The 15,700-nt window shown below is 73.6% G+C and carries 16 protein-coding genes and 1 pseudogene; 11 read left to right on the forward strand and 6 right to left on the reverse strand.

Annotation, left to right across the window (positions count from 1 at the left end; translation table 11 throughout):
- From pnuC to AS594_RS27010, 5 genes are read left to right on the forward strand one after another with little or no spacing between them, the layout of a single operon-like run.
- Window positions 1–654, forward strand: a complete 654-nt coding sequence (pnuC, locus tag AS594_RS26990; protein WP_069932154.1) for a nicotinamide riboside transporter PnuC — start codon at window positions 1–3, stop codon at window positions 652–654.
- Entirely contained in the window at window positions 651–1,730 is a 1,080-nt protein-coding gene (locus tag AS594_RS26995) for an AAA family ATPase (protein WP_069929451.1), read from the forward strand. Before pnuC ends, AS594_RS26995 begins: the two co-directional genes overlap by 4 nt.
- Window positions 1,727–2,476 (forward strand): NUDIX hydrolase, encoded by a 750-nt coding sequence (locus AS594_RS27000; protein ID WP_079148756.1) that lies wholly within the window; start codon window positions 1,727–1,729, stop codon window positions 2,474–2,476. Before AS594_RS26995 ends, AS594_RS27000 begins: the two co-directional genes overlap by 4 nt.
- A complete protein-coding gene (locus AS594_RS27005; RefSeq protein ID WP_069935440.1) occupies window positions 2,473–3,474 on the forward strand; it encodes an ADP-ribosylglycohydrolase family protein in 1,002 nt (333 codons plus the stop codon). Before AS594_RS27000 ends, AS594_RS27005 begins: the two co-directional genes overlap by 4 nt.
- Window positions 3,475–3,477: 3 nt before the next feature.
- Window positions 3,478–4,290 carry a nucleotidyltransferase domain-containing protein gene (locus AS594_RS27010; protein WP_069935441.1) on the forward strand — a complete coding sequence of 271 codons (813 nt, stop codon included), beginning with the start codon at window positions 3,478–3,480 and terminating at the stop codon, window positions 4,288–4,290.
- Here AS594_RS27010 and AS594_RS27015 read toward each other — a convergent pair.
- Window positions 4,279–5,085, reverse strand: coding sequence for a nucleotidyltransferase domain-containing protein (locus AS594_RS27015; protein WP_079148757.1), 807 nt, complete (start codon window positions 5,083–5,085; stop codon window positions 4,279–4,281). The two genes, AS594_RS27010 and AS594_RS27015, sit on opposite strands and share 12 nt — an antisense overlap.
- Window positions 5,086–5,104: 19 nt before the next feature.
- A complete protein-coding gene (locus tag AS594_RS27020) occupies window positions 5,105–5,596 on the reverse strand; it encodes a Rieske (2Fe-2S) protein (protein ID WP_069935442.1) in 492 nt (163 codons plus the stop codon).
- 195 nt (window positions 5,597–5,791) lie between these two features.
- Between AS594_RS27020 and aroH the strand changes: the two genes are divergently transcribed.
- The 5 genes from aroH (at window position 5,792) to der (ending at window position 10,246) form a co-directional block, all read left to right on the forward strand.
- A complete protein-coding gene (gene aroH / locus AS594_RS27025) occupies window positions 5,792–6,154 on the forward strand; it encodes a chorismate mutase (RefSeq protein WP_069930816.1) in 363 nt (120 codons plus the stop codon).
- Complete coding sequence (locus AS594_RS27030) at window positions 6,151–7,236, forward strand: prephenate dehydrogenase (protein ID WP_069935443.1); 1,086 nt, start codon at window positions 6,151–6,153, stop codon at window positions 7,234–7,236. The genes aroH and AS594_RS27030 overlap by 4 nt, the downstream gene beginning before the upstream one ends.
- A gap of 131 nt (window positions 7,237–7,367) precedes the next feature.
- Entirely contained in the window at window positions 7,368–8,075 is a 708-nt protein-coding gene (gene cmk / locus AS594_RS27035; protein WP_069929456.1) for a (d)CMP kinase, read from the forward strand.
- Window positions 8,076–8,128: 53 nt separating this feature from the next.
- Entirely contained in the window at window positions 8,129–8,716 is a 588-nt protein-coding gene (locus AS594_RS27040; RefSeq protein ID WP_079144812.1) for a lysophospholipid acyltransferase family protein, read from the forward strand.
- 69 nt (window positions 8,717–8,785) lie between these two features.
- Window positions 8,786–10,246, forward strand: coding sequence for a ribosome biogenesis GTPase Der (gene der, locus AS594_RS27045; protein ID WP_069929458.1), 1,461 nt, complete (start codon window positions 8,786–8,788; stop codon window positions 10,244–10,246).
- A 23-nt stretch (window positions 10,247–10,269) separates the two neighbouring features.
- Here the strand turns inward: der and AS594_RS27050 are convergent, their stop codons facing one another.
- Entirely contained in the window at window positions 10,270–10,635 is a 366-nt protein-coding gene (locus AS594_RS27050) for a hypothetical protein (protein ID WP_069929459.1), read from the reverse strand.
- A 106-nt stretch (window positions 10,636–10,741) separates the two neighbouring features.
- Window positions 10,742–11,533, reverse strand: a complete 792-nt coding sequence (locus tag AS594_RS27055) for a hypothetical protein (RefSeq protein WP_069929460.1) — start codon at window positions 11,531–11,533, stop codon at window positions 10,742–10,744.
- A 217-nt stretch (window positions 11,534–11,750) separates the two neighbouring features.
- On the opposite strand from AS594_RS27055, the gene AS594_RS41320 reads away from it, so the two are divergent.
- Window positions 11,751–12,425: a transglycosylase family protein gene (locus AS594_RS41320; protein ID WP_079144385.1), complete on the forward strand. Its 675-nt coding sequence runs from the start codon at window positions 11,751–11,753 to the stop codon at window positions 12,423–12,425.
- Here the strand turns inward: AS594_RS41320 and AS594_RS27065 are convergent.
- Together AS594_RS27065 and AS594_RS47965 are read right to left on the reverse strand one after the other, a co-directional pair.
- Window positions 12,385–13,062, reverse strand: coding sequence for an ATP-binding cassette domain-containing protein (locus tag AS594_RS27065; RefSeq protein WP_069929461.1), 678 nt, complete (start codon window positions 13,060–13,062; stop codon window positions 12,385–12,387). The genes AS594_RS41320 and AS594_RS27065 overlap by 41 nt on opposite strands.
- A pseudogene (locus AS594_RS47965) lies at window positions 13,059–15,699 on the reverse strand (ABC transporter permease subunit). The gene AS594_RS27065 and the pseudogene AS594_RS47965 overlap by 4 nt, the downstream one beginning before the upstream one ends.
- Window position 15,700: the final 1 nt, after the last annotated feature.

Here is a 15,700-nt window from a genome sequence, read left to right on the forward strand (position 1 = left end):
GTGAGTCTCGCGGACATACTCGGGCCGTTGCAGCAGCCGCTGGTGACCGTCCTGGACACACCGGTGAGCTGGACGGAAGTACTCGGGTTCGGCAGTGGGGCGCTCTGCGTCTGGCTCGTCGCCCGGCAGCACATCGCCAACTGGCCGATCGGCATCGCCAACAACATCTTCTTCGTCCTCCTCTTCACCCAGGCGGGCCTGTACGCCGACGCCGGCTTGCAGGTCGTCTTCATCACCCTCGCCGCCTACGGCTGGTGGACCTGGACCCACGGGGGTGGACCAGGCTCCTCCTCCCTCCCGGTACGGCGCACCAGCCGCACCGAGTGGACCTGGCTGGTGGCGGCGGGGGCGGTGGGGACCCTGGCCCTCACGCTGCTCCTCGACCGCGCCACCGATTCGACCGTTCCCTTCTGGGACGCCCTGACGACCGCGCTCTCCCTGATGGCGACGTACGGGCAGTGCAGGAAGCGCCTCGAATCGTGGTGGCTGTGGATCGCGGCGGACGTCGTGTACGTCCCGCTGTACGCCTACAAGGGGCTGTACCTGACCTCCCTGCTCTACGTCGGTTTCATGGCCCTGTGCGTTCTCGGGCTGATCAACTGGCGGCGCGGCGGCGCTTCCCGGGAACAGCCCGTTGTGCGGGCCGCCGTATGACGGACTACAAGCACGGCCTCGTGCTCGGGAAGTTCTATCCGCCGCACGCCGGACACCACCACCTCGTGCGCACCGCACGGGAACGCTGCGAACGGCTCACCGTTCTCGTGTGCGCCTCGTCCGTCGAATCCGTCCCGCTCGACGAGAGGGTGGCGTGGATGCGGGCCGCGCACCCGGACGCCGATGTCGTAGGGGCCGTGGACGACATCCCCGTCGACATCACCGATCCCGCCGTGTGGGACGCGCACATGGCGGTCTTCCTGGCCGCCGTTCCCGGGGCCGTCGACGCCGTCTTCACCTCGGAGGCGTACGGCGAGGAGCTGGGCCGGCGCTTCGGCGCGGACGCGGTGTGCGTCGACCCGGACCGTACGGCCTTCCCCGTCTCGGGAACGGCCGTACGCGCGGACCCCGTCCGCCACTGGGACTTCCTGGAGACGCCCGTACGGGCCGCCCTCGCCCGGCGCGTCGTCGTCCTGGGGGCCGAGTCGACCGGGACCACGACCATGGCACGGGCGCTCACCGACCACTACCGGGCCCGCGGCGGCGTCTGGGAACACACGAAGTGCGTTCCCGAGTACGGCAGGGAGTACAGCGAGCGGAAGCTGGCCGCCCTGCGCGCGGAGCGCCCGGAAGCCGACTGGACGGACGTCGTCTTCGGCACGGAGGAGTTCCCGCTGATCGCGCGGCGGCAGTGCGAAACCGAGGACGCGGCGGCCGGGACGGGCTCTCCCGTGCTGTTCTGTGACACCGACGCCTTCGCCACCACGGTGTGGCACGAGCGCTACCTCGGCGGGCCCAGCCCTGAAGTCGCCCGCATCGCCGCACGCGGCGGCCAGGACCTGTGGCTGCTCACCGACCACACGGACGTGCCCTTCGAGGACGACGGCCTGCGCGACGGCGAACACCTGCGGCCGTGGATGACGGAACGCTTCCGCGAGGAACTCACCCGTACCGGGCGCCCCTTCGTCACGCTCCGCGGACCGCACGAGGAACGGCTCGCGGCCGCCGTGGCCGCCGTCGACGCGCTGCTCGCCGGAGGATGGGGCTTCACCGATCCACTGCCGGAGAAGCGATGAACGAGAACGGCCGGACGCCCTACGACCCGCACGCTTTCGAGCCGTTCGCCGTGACCGTCGACCTCGCCGTCTTCACCGTCCGCGAGAGCCGCCTGCACGTCCTGCTGATCCGGCGCGGCCAGGACCCGTACGCCGGGGCCTGGGCGCTCCCGGGCGGCTTCATACTGCCCCGGGAGTGCGCCGAGGACGCCGCCCGCCGCGAACTGGCGGAGGAGACCGGTCTGTCGCAGGAGTCCGCCGCCGCGCTCCACCTGGAGCAGCTGCGTACGTACAGCGACCCCGACCGCGACCCCCGCATGCGCGTCGTCTCGGTCGGGTACACCGCGCTCGTGCCCGGCCTGCCCGAGCCGCGCGGCGGCGGCGACGCGGCGCACGCGCAGTGGACGCCCGTCGGCGCCCTGCCGGAGCTCGCCTTCGACCACGCGCGGATCATCGCGGACGCGCGGGAGCGCATCCGCGCCAAGCTCGAGTACACCTGCCTGGCCACCGCCTTCTGCCCGCCCGAGTTCACCCTGGGCGAGCTCCAGCAGGTGTACGAGACGGTCTGGGGCGTCGAGCTGGACCGGCCCAACTTCCGGCGCAAGGTGCTGGCCTCGCCCGGCTTCGTGGAGCCGGTGGAGGGGGCGCCCCGGCGTACCGGAGGACGCGGCAAACCCGCCGCGCTCTACCGGGCGGGGACCGCCACCACCCTGCATCCCGCACTTCTGCGCCCCGAACGACGATCCGAAGGAGAACGGTCCGAATGAAGCAGGCAGCCACCGGAGCCCTCGTGGGGCTCGCGCTGGGCGACGCGTTGGGCTACCCGACCGAGTTCAACGACGTACCCGCGATCCTCGCGAAGTGCGGTCCGTGGCGGGAGATGGAGCTGCCGTCGCCGGCGATCGTCACGGACGACACCCAGATGACGCTCGCGCTGGGACGCGGGATACGGACCGCCATGGAGCGCGGTGTACTCGGGCCGCCGCGGCTGGTGCGCCCCGTACGCGAGGAATTCGTCGACTGGTACCACTCGCCCGACAACAACCGGGCCCCCGGCAACACCTGCCTCGTCGCCTGCCGGCTGCTCGACAGCGACCGGCCGTGGCAGCAGGCCAGCCGGCTCGGCTCCAAAGGGTGCGGGGCCAACATGCGGGTCGCGCCGGTCGGGCTCGTACCGGGGCTGAGCGACGAGCAGCGCGCCGGGGCCGCCCAGTTGCAGTCGGCGCTCACCCACGGCCACCCCACCGCACTGGCGGCGAGCGACCTGACGGCGCACGCCGTGCGTCTGCTCGCCCAGGGGGCGGAGCCCACCGGACTGGTGGGGCTGCTCCGTTCGTACGCGTACGAGAACCGCCTCCGGTACCACGAGCGCTGGCTCGGCGGCCTGTGGACGCACGCCCACGACGCGTCGCCCGAGGACTTCGTCGCGCGCGGCTGGGACGAGTGCCTGGCCGTACTGGAGCGGCTCGCGGCGGCCCTGCGCACACCGTCGCCGGAGACCGACCCCTGCCTGGCGACGGGCGACGGCTGGATCGCGGAGGAGGCCCTCGCGACCGCGCTGCTGTGCTTCCTCCTCTTCCCCGAGGAGCCGCTCACCGCGCTGCGCCGCGCCGCATGCACGAAGGGCGACTCGGACTCGATCGCCTGCCTCGCGGGAGCCTTCGCGGGAGCGCACCTGGGCGCGGCCGCGTGGCCGGCCGAGTGGGCACAGCGCATCGAGTACCGGACCGAGCTGCTGGCCCTGGGCGCGCTCTGGGACGCTTGACCGATGAACGCGTACGAGAAGCGCCTGCGCGAGGCCGGGCTGCCGGACACCGACCTCGCCCCCGTCCTCGCCGAGGAGACCGACCCCCTGCTGTTCGCGACCGTCTCCGGAGCCCACCTCTACGGGTTCCCGTCCCGCGACTCCGACGTCGACCTGCGCGGTACGCACCTGCTGCCCGCGGCGGACCTCGTCGGCCTGGACGAGCCCGAGGAGACACGCGGTCGCATGTGGGTGCGCGACGGGGTGGAGATGGACCTGGTCACGCACGACCTGCGCAAGTTCGTGCGGCTGATGCTGCGCCGCAACGGCTATGTGCTGGAGCAGTTGCTGTCGCCCCTGGTCGTGCGTACGACGGACGCGCACGCGGAGCTGGTGGAGCTGGCGCCCGCCGTCCTGACCAGCCACCACGCGCACCACTACCGGGGTTTCGCGGGCACGCAGTGGCGGCTCTTCGAGAAGACCGGCGAACTGAAGCCGCTGCTCTACACCTTCCGGGCGCTGCTGACCGGCATCCATCTGATGCGCAGCGGCGAGGTGCTGGCCCATCTGCCCACGCTGCGGAACCGGGTGGACGCCCCGGCGTACCTGCCGGAGCTCGTCGCGCAGAAGGCGGAGGCGGAACACGGCACGGCCACCGGGCCGGACCGCGAGCGCCTGCGCGAGGACACCGAAGCACTCCACGGCGTCCTCGACGAGGCGCAGGCGGCGTCCCGGCTTCCGGCCGAGGCGACGGCGTACGAGCGGCTGGACGACTTCGTCGTACGGGCGAGGCTCGGCGACGCCGTGACCACGCCCGCCGCCGTCTCAGTGCGCTGAGGCGCGGCGGGTGCGCAGCAGGAAGTCCTCCACGCGCGGGCGGTCCGGCTCCGCCCGGAGAGGGCTCTTCGCCACTGCCTCGTCCGCCTCCGCCGCGAGAACCTCCATCCGGCGTTCGACCTCCGGCCACCCGACCTCCCCGCGCTTGACGGCGAGCAGCCGCCCGCGGTCCTCGCCGACGTCGGTCACCAGCTCGCCCGTACGCAGCAGATCGCGGCAGCTGCCGAGGAGCCGCAGCAGGTGCATGGCGTGCTTCCAGCGAGGGGCGCCGTGCTGCCGTACGTCCGCCATCAGCTTCTTGTGCTGGCCGGCGGCGTACCGCGCGAACGTCTGGTGGACCCGGCGGGAGAGGAACGCGCCGCGCAGGGCGAGCAGCTCGCGGCCGGTGGCGTCGGCGTGCTCGACGAGGGGGGAGTGCAGGCACTCAAGGATGTTCGGGTTGGCCCGCAGGGCCAGCTCACAGAATCGTTCCAGTTCCCAGGAGAACTGCTCCCGCGCCGGCCCCTCGACATGCGTCGGCGGCTTCTCGAAGCGCCAGAACAGCGGTGTCGGCGCGAGGAAGACGCCGCGCCGGTCGGTGTCGCTGTCGTCCGTCGCCAGCCCGAAGGCGCGCGAGCCCATCACGCAGGAGTACACGGTGTGATGGCGTACGAGCTCTTCGGGCGTCGGCGCCGAGGAAGCGGGGACGGCGGGCCCGCCGGCGGTGGCCGGGTCGGCGTTGGCCGGATGGGCGGTCGTCGAATCGGCAGTCGTCGAATCGGCAGTCGTCGGGTCGGGGGCGGCGGGCGGGATCATGCCCGGGATTGTGCCGCAGTCAGGGCAGCCGGATCGAACCGCTTTCCACGGTGATCTGCTGCGGGGGGAGCGGCCTGCGCGCCGGGCCGCTCGCGACCGAGGCGTCCGCGACGCGGAACTTGCTGCCGTGGCAGGGGCAGTTGATGGTGCCGCCCTCGACGCTGCCGACCGTGCAGCCCTGATGGGTGCAGATGGCGGAGAAGGCCCTGAAAGTGCCTTCCTCCGGCTGCGTCACCACGACCTTCTCGCCGTCGAAGATCTTGCCGCCGCCGACCGGGATCTCGGAGGTACTGGCGAGAGGCCGGCCGCCCCCGGGCGTCGTCTCCCCCGCCGAAGGGGTTTCCCCGGCGGAAGGGGACTCGCCGGTCGGCGCGGACGGCTCGGAGGCCGTCGGCCGCGTCTCGTCGGCTTCCCCGCCGCCCTCCCCGTTGCCGCAGCCGACCGTCAGGGCGGCGCCCGCCACGGCTGCGCCGGCCGAGAGGACCGCCCGGCGGCTCGTACCCTTGCCCATCACGTGCTCCTCACCCTTCGCTCCGGACATTCGGCGCGAAGGCCAGCATCTTCGCGCGCATCGGTCCGCAGGAGAAGCACCCGGCGGCCGGGTTCGCGTGTCTCACCCCGCGGAATGCGCAGGGCCCCGCTCCACCGCGCCCAACTAGGCTGGATCACGCAGAGGCACATGAGGCACGGGAACGAGGAGCACGACGTGGCAGTACGAGCGGTGCGCGGGGCCGTCCAGCTGGAGCGGGACGAGGCCGGGCACATGGACGAGCGGGTCAGCGAACTGCTCACGGCCGTCCTGGAGCGCAACGGGCTCACCCCGGACGATCTCATCAGCATCTGGTTCACCGCCACCCCGGATCTGCACAGCGACTTCCCGGCCGCCGCGGCGCGCAAGCTCGGCATCGTCGACGTACCACTGATCTGCGCCCAGGAACTCGACATATCCGGGGCCATGCCCCGTGTCGTGCGTGTCCTCGCGCACGTCGAGTCCAGCCTGCCCAAGTCCTCGGTCTCCCACGTCTACCTCGGCGCCGCCGCCGCCCTCCGCAAGGACATCGCCCAGTGAGAACTGCTCTCGTCATCGGAACCGGCCTGATCGGCACGTCCGCGGCCCTCGCGCTCGCCGGGCGGGGCGTCACCGTCCACCTCACCGACCACGACCCGGCGCAGGCCCACACCGCCGCGGCCCTCGGCGCCGGCACCGACGAGGCGCCGGAAGGCCCCGTCGACCTCGCCGTTGTCGCCGTGCCGCCCGCACACGTGGCCGCGACGCTGGCCGACGCCATGGGGCGGGGGATCGCCCGCGCGTACATCGACGTCGCCAGCGTCAAGGGCGGACCGCGCCGCGAGCTGGAGGCGCTGGGGTGCGACCTCACGGCGTACATCGGTACGCACCCGATGTCCGGCAAGGAGCGTTCGGGTCCGCTCGCCGCGACCGCCGACCTCTTCGAGGGCCGCCCCTGGGTCCTCACCCCCACCCGCGACACCGACACCGAGGTCCTGAACCTCGCGCTGGAACTGGTCGCCCTGTGCCGGGCCGTTCCCGTGGTCATGGACGCGGACGCCCACGACCGCGCGGTCGCGCTCGTCTCGCACACCCCGCAGCTCGTCTCCTCCATGGTCGCGGCGCGGCTCGCGGACGCCGACGAGACCGCCGTACGGCTCTGCGGCCAGGGCATCCGCGACGTCACCCGCATCGCCGCCTCCGACCCCCGGATGTGGGTCGAGATCCTCTCCGCCAACCCGGGCCCCGTGGCGGACGTGCTCACCGGCGTCGCTGCCGACCTGGAGGAGACCGTCCAGGCGCTGCGGGCCCTCCAGTCCGCCGACGACGACAAGCGCCGGGGCGGCGCCGACGGCATCGAGGACGTCCTGCGGCGCGGCAACGCGGGCCGCGAGCGCGTGCCGGGCAAGCACGGGACCGCCCCGGCGGCGTACGAGGTCGTCGCGGTCCTCATCAGCGACAGTCCGGGCGAGCTGGCCAGGATCTTCGCGGACGCCGGCCGGGCGGGGGTCAACATCGAGGACGTCCGCATCGAGCACGCGACCGGGCAGCAGGCGGGTCTGGTGCAGCTGATGGTCGAGCCGTCGGCCGCCCCCGGGCTGATGGACTCGCTCCGGGAACGGGGCTGGTCGATCCGCCGGTAGCGGCGCCGCGACCCGGGGCGATGTCCGGTTTGCGGTGGCTTAGTAGGGGCGTCGAGGGCGGGGCCGGGGACTCGGTAACCTTGTGTGGGGTCCCGTGGGTCCCCGTCCGCCCATGCCCGTGTACCAGGAAGGTGTCCTACACCGTGGAAACCGCCGCCCGGACCGCCCCGGCAGCAGTGATTGTCGCCATCGACGGCCCCTCCGGCACGGGCAAGTCCAGCACCTCCAAGGCCGTCGCCGCCAAGCTCGGGCTCAGCTACCTGGACACCGGCGCCCAGTACCGGGCGATCACGTGGTGGATGCTGAACAACGGCATCGACGTCACGGACCCGGTCGCCATCGCGGACGCCGCGGGCAAGCCCGTCATAGTCTCCGGGACCGACCCGTCCGCCCCCACGATCACGGTCGACGGGATCGACGCCTCTGGGCCGATCCGCACCCAGGAGGTCACCTCCAAGGTGAGCGCCGTGAGCGCCGTGCCCGAGGTGCGCACCCTGATCACCGAGCTCCAGCGGACCATCGCCAAGGGCGCCGCGCTCGGCATCGTCGTCGAGGGACGCGACATCGGTACGACCGTCCTGCCGGACGCGGACCTCAAGATCTTCCTGACCGCGTCCCCCGAGGCGCGCGCCGCCCGCCGCAGCGGCGAGCTCAAGGGCGCGGACGTGTCCGCGACCCGTGAGGCCCTGCTGAAGCGGGACGCGGCCGACTCCAGCCGCAAGACCTCGCCACTGGCCAAGGCGGACGACGCGGTCGAGGTCGACACCAGCGACCTCACGCTGGAGCAGGTCATCGAGTGTGTCGTTACCCTGGTCGAGGGGAAGCGGGCCGCGAAGTGACCGCACCCACGCCGCGTGGTGCGGCCGTCGGACGCGGCATCGGCATCGGGCTCATGTACGGGCTGTGGAAGCCCCGCGTCCTGGGTGCCTGGCGGGTGCCCATGAGCGGCCCGGTGATCCTGGCCGTGAACCACTCGCACATGATCGACGGTCCCATGCTGATGGGGACCGCCCCGCGTCCGGTGCACTTCCTGATCAAGAAAGAGGCGTTCGTCGGCCCACTCGACCCGTTCCTGCGCGGAATCGGGCAGCTGAAGGTGGACCGCACGACCGCCGACCGTACGGCGATCTCGAACGCCCTCGGCGTCCTCGCGGACGGCGGGGTGCTCGGGATCTTCCCCGAGGGCACCAGGGGCGAGGGCGACTTCGCGTCGCTGCGCGCGGGTCTCTCGTACTTCGCCGTACGCAGCGGGGCGCCGATCGTCCCGGTGGCGGTGCTCGGCAGTACGGAGCGACGCGGCCGGCTGATACGGGGGCTGCCGCCGCTGCGCGGCCGCGTGGACGTCGTCTTCGGTGACCCCTTCGAGGCCGGCGACGGCAGCGGACGGCGCACGCGCAAGGCGCTGGACGAGGCCACCGTACGGATCCAGGAGCGGCTGACCGCCCACCTGGAAAGTGCCAGGCGCTTCACCGGGCGCTAGGCGAGACTTGAGTAGTGGACCGCGCGAATCGGGTGGTCCATCGATGATGATGAACGAGGAACGGACTTCATGAACGACCAGATTCACTCCGGCGACGAGCACGGAGCACTTGGCGACGCCGAGTACGCGGAGTTCATGGAGCTCGCCGCGCAGGAGGGCTTCGACCCCGAAGAGGTCGAAGGCGCGATCGGCGAAGCCGGTCACGGCCCGCTGCCGGTCCTCGCCGTCGTCGGCCGCCCCAATGTCGGCAAGTCGACCCTGGTGAACCGCATCATCGGCCGCCGCGAGGCCGTCGTCGAGGACAAGCCGGGCGTCACCCGCGACCGCGTCACGTACGAGGCCGAGTGGGCGGGCCGCCGCTTCAAGATCGTCGACACCGGCGGCTGGGAGCAGGACGTCCTCGGCATCGACGCGTCCGTCGCCGCCCAGGCCGAGTACGCGATCGAGGCCGCCGACGCGGTCGTGTTCGTCGTCGACTCCACGGTCGGCGCGACCGACACCGACGAGGCCGTCGTACGGCTGCTGCGCAAGGCCGGCAAGCCCGTGGTGCTCTGCGCCAACAAGGTCGACGGCCTGAGCGGCGAGGCGGACGCGACCGCCCTGTGGTCGCTCGGCCTCGGCCAGCCGCACCCCGTCTCCTCCCTGCACGGCCGCGGCACCGGCGACATGCTGGACGCCATCCTGGAGGCCCTGCCCGAGGCTCCGGCCCAGACCTTCGGCATGGCCGCCGGCGGCCCGCGCCGTATCGCGCTCATCGGCCGTCCGAACGTCGGCAAGTCGTCGCTCCTGAACCGGGTGGCGAACGAGGACCGCGTCGTCGTCAACGAGATCGCCGGCACCACCCGTGACCCGGTCGACGAGCTGATCGAGCTCGGCGGCATCACCTGGAAGTTCATCGACACGGCCGGCATCCGGCGCCGCGTCCACCTCCAGGAGGGCGCGGACTACTACGCCTCGCTGCGTACCGCCGCCGCCGTCGAGAAGGCCGAGGTCGCCGTCGTCCTGATCGACGCCAGCGAGTCCATCAGCGTGCAGGACCAGCGGATCATCACGATGGCCGTCGAAGCGGGCCGCGCGCTGGTCATCGCGTACAACAAGTGGGACACCCTCGACGAGGAGCGCCGCTACTACCTGGAGCGGGAGATCGAGACCGAGCTCGCCCAGGTCGCGTGGGCGCCTCGGGTGAACGTCTCGGCGCAGACCGGCCGTCACATGGAGAAGCTGGTCCCGGCGATCGAGACGGCGCTGGCGGGCTGGGAGACGCGCATCCCGACCGGCAGGCTCAACGCCTTCCTCGGCGAGATCGTCGCCTCCCACCCGCACCCCGTCCGCGGCGGCAAGCAGCCCCGCATCCTCTTCGGGACGCAGGCGGGCGCCAAGCCGCCGCGGTTCGTGCTCTTCGCCTCGGGCTTCCTGGAGGCCGGCTACCGGCGGTTCATCGAGCGCCGGCTGCGCGAGGAGTTCGGCTTCGATGGCACGCCGATCCACATCTCGGTGCGGGTGCGCGAGAAGCGCGGCCGCAAGAAGTAACGCCGGACGGCCCGTGGACGGGCCTAGAACCCCCTACGGGGAGCGGGCGGCAGCGCGGCCGGGAGGTGATTCCCGGTGTGCTGCCGCCCGTTGCCGTCGCTGCTGGTGACGCGCCAGAAACCGGTGTGCGCGCCGTGCGTTCCCTGGCCGGTGTGGTTCGCGGGGCCGGAGCCCTGACCGTGACGCGTCACCTGGCCGAAGCCCGTGAACCCCAGTTCCTCCTCGCCGCTGCGGTCTCCGGGCAGTGCCCGGAAGGACCGGCGGTACTCCGAGTACAGCGCGTCGTAGATCGGGGTGTGCGAGGGTTCGGCACGGGTCTCCCGCGAGGGGCGCATCGCGGGGATCTGGCTCTGGTACGGCTGATGGCGTGAGGGGTCGTATGAGTGCACGTACGTGCCAACGACCCCAGCGCCCGTCGGATGCGGGCCGAGCAGGGAATTCCCTGCTCGGCGGGGGTGAGTGTTACGCATGGACCTGTTGTGGGGCCCGTGCCGGTCAGGTGCCGGCCAGCGGCATGGCGGCGGCGGCCAGCACACCACGGGCGGCCGCCCGCTCCAGCGCGTTGCGCAGCAGGTCCTCGCGCGGCTGCTGGCCGATCGAACCGGCGGGCGCGGCGTAGACCAGGACGGTGCTCGACTTGTTGGCCGCCGTCCGCCAGCCGTCGGTGACCTGGAGCGGCTGGTGCGCCTGCCACCAGGAGACCGGGTTGCCGCCGGTGGCCGAGGGCTGGAGCACGGCGTGCAGCTGGCCCATGGCGAGCAGGACCGACCAGCCGGGCAGCGGGGCGGGCACGTCGGACATGTCGGTGACCGGCCGGAACCCCTGCTCGGTGACGAGCTGGAGGAACTCGTCGGTGGTGCCGGCGGAGCCGGGGCGGGCGACCGGGCCGGTCGGCTCCACGACCAGGGCCGGGAACAGCTGACCGTCGATCAGTACGAGACCGCTGGTGATCCCGAGCACGGCCTGGCCCGGCGAGCCGCCGAACTCCTCCGCGCTGGGAAGGTCGGGGCCGCCGCCGGTGATGCTGCGTACGGCGCCCTGGAGCTGGTCCTCCGCCACTTGGACGACCTGCGAGGGGATGCAGGTGGCGTGGGCGAACGCGAGGACGGCGGTCTCGTCCCCGACGAACAGCACGGTGCTCGTGCGCTCCAGTTCGGAGTCGCCCTGCGTGCGGCAGGAGGTGCAGTCGTAGCTGCCCGGGGCGTTCTCGCCGGCGAGCAGGCGGTCGGCTTCTTCGTTGCCGATCTCGGCGCGTACGTCGTCGCTGACGTCGAGCATGCGCGGCACGGGGGGCTCCTCGGACTCGGTGCGGGTGCCGGGCGGTTCCCGGCTCGTCAAGAAGACAACGGGTGAGCTGTCGCCGGAGTCACGCGAAGAAGGGAACAGAATCGAACCAACCTGCCCCGGCGTACCCCGCCGGGCGCCGTCGGCCGACCGGGTGGGGCTTCGCGGTCCGCCGCGCGGCACGTGGGGCGGGGCGCGGGCGGCTGCTTAGCGTGGCGCGATGCCCCAGCTGCCGCAGACCTCCCACGTGCCGGCCGCCCTGCTCGCCGTACTGCTGGCCTTCTGTCCCACGGACGCGCGGGCCGCGCCGCCTCCCGCACCCGGGTCCGCCGCGGCGCCCGCGGCCGGCTGCGCCGCCACGCAGTGGCCCTGGAACTGCCTCGCCGAGTGCGAGAGCGGCGGCGACTGGCACATCAACACGGGCAACGGCTACTACGGCGGGCTCCAGTTCTGGCATCCGACGTGGGTGGAGCACGGCGGGCTCGCGTACGCCCCGCGCGCGGACCTCGCCACGCGGGCCGAGCAGATCAAGGTGGCGGAGAAGGTGCTCGCCAACCAGGGGTGGAAGGCGTGGCCCGCCTGTTCGAAGCGCTACCGCCTCTCGGGCCGGGTGCATGTCGTGCGGGCCGGTGACACGCTCGCCTCGATCGCCCGCCGCTACCGCGTCAAGGGCGGCTGGAAGGCGCTCCACCGGGCCAACGCGGCGGTGATCGGCAGCGATCCGCACCGCATCCGGACGGGGACGACGCTGGTCGTTCCGGCTGCGAAGGGGCAGCCCGTGCCTGCGGCTCCGGCGGCGAAGGGGGAGCCCGTGCCTGCGGCTCCGGCGGTGGAGGGGCAGCCGGCGGGCGCGGTCACGGCGGCGGGTTCCTCGGCTCGGACGCCTCACCGCTGAACACGACCGCGCCGCGGCGCAGTTCGTGCACGAAGACGGGCAGAGGCACCGTCCGGCTCAGCAGAGCGGGCGGCATCCTCTGTTCCGCCAGTACGACCGTCGTGGCCGGGGCGAGGGCGGCGAGCAGCGCGTACGTACGGTCCGCGAGGGGTGGGGCCATGCCCTGTGTGGGTTCGTCGAGGAGCACCACGCGGGCGCGGGAGACGAACGCGCGGGCGACGGCGAGCATCCGCTGCTCACCGCCGGACAGGGTGCCCGCGCGGCGGGAGAGCAGGCCGCGCAGCTCCGGGTAGGCAGTGAGGGCGGGTGCGACGTCCTGCCGCGCGGCCAGCCGGAGGTTCTCCGCGACGGTCAGAGACGGGAAGACGGCGTACCGGTCGGGTACGAAGCACAGGCCGCTGCGGGCGCGGTCGTGGGCGCGCAGGCGGGTGATGTCCGTGCCGTGCCACAGGACCCGGCCGGAGGCGAGGGGCACGGTGCCGGCGAGGGCGCGCAGGACGGTCGTACGGCCGGAGCCGTTGCGGCCGAGCAGGACGGTGGGCGGGCCGCCCGCCGGGACGGGGAGGTCCACCGCGTGGAGGGCCTCCAGGGGGCCGTAGCGGACGAGGGCGCGGCGGAGTTCCATGGCGTTGCTCATGGTGCGATGCGCCCCGCCGTCATGGTGTGCACGGTGTGGGCGATGTCCGCGACCAGGTCGAGGTCGTGTTCGACGACGAGCACGGCCATGCCGTCGGCCGCCAGGGCGGCCATGACGCGGGCCAGCCGTTCGGCCTCCGCCGTGTCGAGCCCGGCGGCGGGCTCGTCGAGGAGGAGCGTGTGCGGGCGGCCCGCGAGCGCCCGGCCGAGTTCCACCCGGCGCAGGGTGCCGGTGGGCAGGGCGGCGGCCGGGCAGTGGCGGACGGGGCCCGCGAGGTCCAGGAGGCGCAGTACGGCCTCCACGGCGGTGGGGTCGTGGCGTACGTGGCCCTGCTCGGCGCCGAGCGCGACGTTCTCCTCGACGGTGAGGGAGGGGAAGACGGCGAGCTCCTGGAAGGTCCGGGCGATGCCGAGGCGGGTGCGGGTGTGCGGGGGTGTGCGGGTGATGTCCACGCCGTTCAGCTCCACGCGGCCGGAGTCCGGGCGCAGGGTGCCGCAGAGGCAGTGGAAGAGGGTGCTCTTGCCGGCTCCGTTGGCTCCGACCAGGGCGGTGACGCGGCCCGGCTCGACGGTGAGGCCGACGCCGTCGAGGGCGGTGTACGTGTCGCCGTAGGTGAGGCGCAGGGCGTGCGCGGCGAGGGGGTGTGGGGGAGGCGGTGCCGCCGACGGGGCGGTGGCGCGGAGCGGGGGCGGGCGGCGGGCGCCGGAGCACGGCTGCGGGGCCGCCGCGCGGGGCTTTCCCCAGCCCGGGAAGGGGCGGGCCGGGAGAGGGCCCGACGACGTGCGCGGCGACCGGGGCCGGCGGCGGGGCGCCGGTCGCCGGGGTGACGGTGGCCTCCGGGGCGGCCTCGGTGGTGGCCACACGCGCGGGGGCTCTCGCCGTCAGGGGACGGTGGCCCAGCAGTACCGCCAGGACGCCGATCAGCGCCGCCGCCGCGCCTCCCCCCACTCCCGCGTCCACGCCCACCAGGAGCGCCGCCGCCGCGCACGCGCCCAGCAGGCTGTCGGCGCCCAGGACCACCACGGCGGCGAACCACAGCAACGCGCGCACCGGGTCGTATGCCGCCGGATCGAACGCGCGCAGACCCATGCCCAGCATGCCGCCGCCCAGGGCGGCCAGCGCCGCGCCGGTGACGAAGGTGAGGAGCTTCAGGGCCGGGACGGGGACGCCCGCCGCCGACGCGCCCGTCTCGTGGTCGCGCATCGCCGCCAGCGCCCGCCCCGTGCGGCCGCGGCGCAGCGCCGCCACGGCCAGCAGGGCGGCGGCCAGCAGCGCGAGCTCCAGGGCGTAGTACACCCGGTCGGAATGGAAGCCGGCCGGGCGGGTCAGGCCGAGGCCCGACGTCGCGTACGGCTGCGCGAAGACGAACCGGCTCACCGCGACGCCGAACGCCAGGGTGGTGAGGGCCAGGGCGAGGCCCCGGCGTCCGATCGCCGGCCAGCCGAGCAGCAGGCCCAGCGGCGCCACCAGCACCACCGCCACGGCCAGGGCGGGGAGTTCCGGCACGGCGGGCAGTCCGGGGAAGCGGCCCGCCGCGAGCAGGGCGGTGAACAGGGCGCCCAGACCGGCGTACGCGGCCTGGCCCAGCGAGATCTGGCCGCCCCGGCCCGTCACCACCACCAGCGAGAGGAGGATCACCGCCAGCGCCGGGACCTGGACGGACGTGTGGAGGTCCGAGCCCGCGAAGCCGAAGGGGAGGAGGAACAGGACACCCGCCACCAGCCAGGCGACCGGCGGGGCGGCCCGGACGGCGGGCGCCGGAGAGCGGGGGAGCGCGTCGCGGGTGTCCGGGACCGGCACCGTCAGGGCGGCGATCAGCAGGGCCACCACGAAGAGGTTCGCGCCGATCGCCTGCACGAGCGGCTCCGCCCAGCCGGACGGCGGGTGCACGCGCGTCAGTTGCGCCTGAGCGACGCCGATCGCCAGCGCCGCCACCACCGCGACCGGCAGGCTCCGCATCCGCGCCAGCACCGCCACCGCGATCACCTCGACGACGAGGAGGGGCAGTCCGTACGGGTCCAGGCGTACGTACGGCGCCAGGAGCACCCCCGTCAGCCCCGCCGTGAACGAGCCGAACGCCCAGCCCGCGGCCGCCACCCGGTCCGTGTCGGTGCCGCCCAGCGCGGCCAGCGGGCGGTTGTCGACGACCGCGCGCAGCTCGCGCCCGAAGCGCGTCCACCGGGTCACCGCGCCGACCAGGGCCGCCAGTACCACCACCGCCGCGAGCTGGGCCCACGGGTCCCCGGAGAGCAGCACGGGCGCGTCCGCGCGGGCTCCCGTGCCCCACACCAGGGCCGCGCCCCCCACCAGGAGGACGAATACGCCGATCGACGCGACCAGGGTCCGCGCCGGTTCGCCGCCGAGGACCGCCAGCGGGCGGAACACCGCCCGGTCCAGGAGCAGCCCGAGGCCGGGCGCGACCACCACCAGCGTCACCGCGGCGGCGACGGGCAGCGGCCAGTCCCATCCGACGGCCAGTTGGCGCAGGACGTACGCGCAGACCATGGCGTTCGCACCGTGCGCCAGATTCAGTACCCCCGTCGCCCGGTAGGTGACGATCAGTCCGATCCCGGTGAGCGCCGCAGCGCTGCCCACGGCGAGCCCCGCCAGCGTCAGGTCGTACGTCAGCGACGACACC

The organism is Streptomyces agglomeratus, assembly GCF_001746415.1.
GTDB lineage: Bacteria > Actinomycetota > Actinomycetes > Streptomycetales > Streptomycetaceae > Streptomyces > Streptomyces agglomeratus.

Coding starts and splice junctions, on each gene's coding strand:
- AS594_RS26995 (WP_069929451.1), top strand. CDS start 651: ATGACGGACTACAAGCACGGCCTCGTGCTCGGGAAGTTCTATCCGCCG.
- AS594_RS27000 (WP_079148756.1), top strand. CDS start 1,727: ATGAACGAGAACGGCCGGACGCCCTACGACCCGCACGCTTTCGAGCCG.
- AS594_RS27005 (WP_069935440.1), top strand. CDS start 2,473: ATGAAGCAGGCAGCCACCGGAGCCCTCGTGGGGCTCGCGCTGGGCGAC.
- AS594_RS27010 (WP_069935441.1), top strand. CDS start 3,478: ATGAACGCGTACGAGAAGCGCCTGCGCGAGGCCGGGCTGCCGGACACC.
- AS594_RS27015 (WP_079148757.1), bottom strand. CDS start 5,085: ATGATCCCGCCCGCCGCCCCCGACCCGACGACTGCCGATTCGACGACT.
- AS594_RS27020 (WP_069935442.1), bottom strand. CDS start 5,596: ATGGGCAAGGGTACGAGCCGCCGGGCGGTCCTCTCGGCCGGCGCAGCC.
- AS594_RS27040 (WP_079144812.1), top strand. CDS start 8,129: ATGTACGGGCTGTGGAAGCCCCGCGTCCTGGGTGCCTGGCGGGTGCCC.
- der (WP_069929458.1), top strand. CDS start 8,786: ATGAACGACCAGATTCACTCCGGCGACGAGCACGGAGCACTTGGCGAC.
- AS594_RS41320 (WP_079144385.1), top strand. CDS start 11,751: ATGCCCCAGCTGCCGCAGACCTCCCACGTGCCGGCCGCCCTGCTCGCC.
- AS594_RS27065 (WP_069929461.1), bottom strand. CDS start 13,062: ATGAGCAACGCCATGGAACTCCGCCGCGCCCTCGTCCGCTACGGCCCC.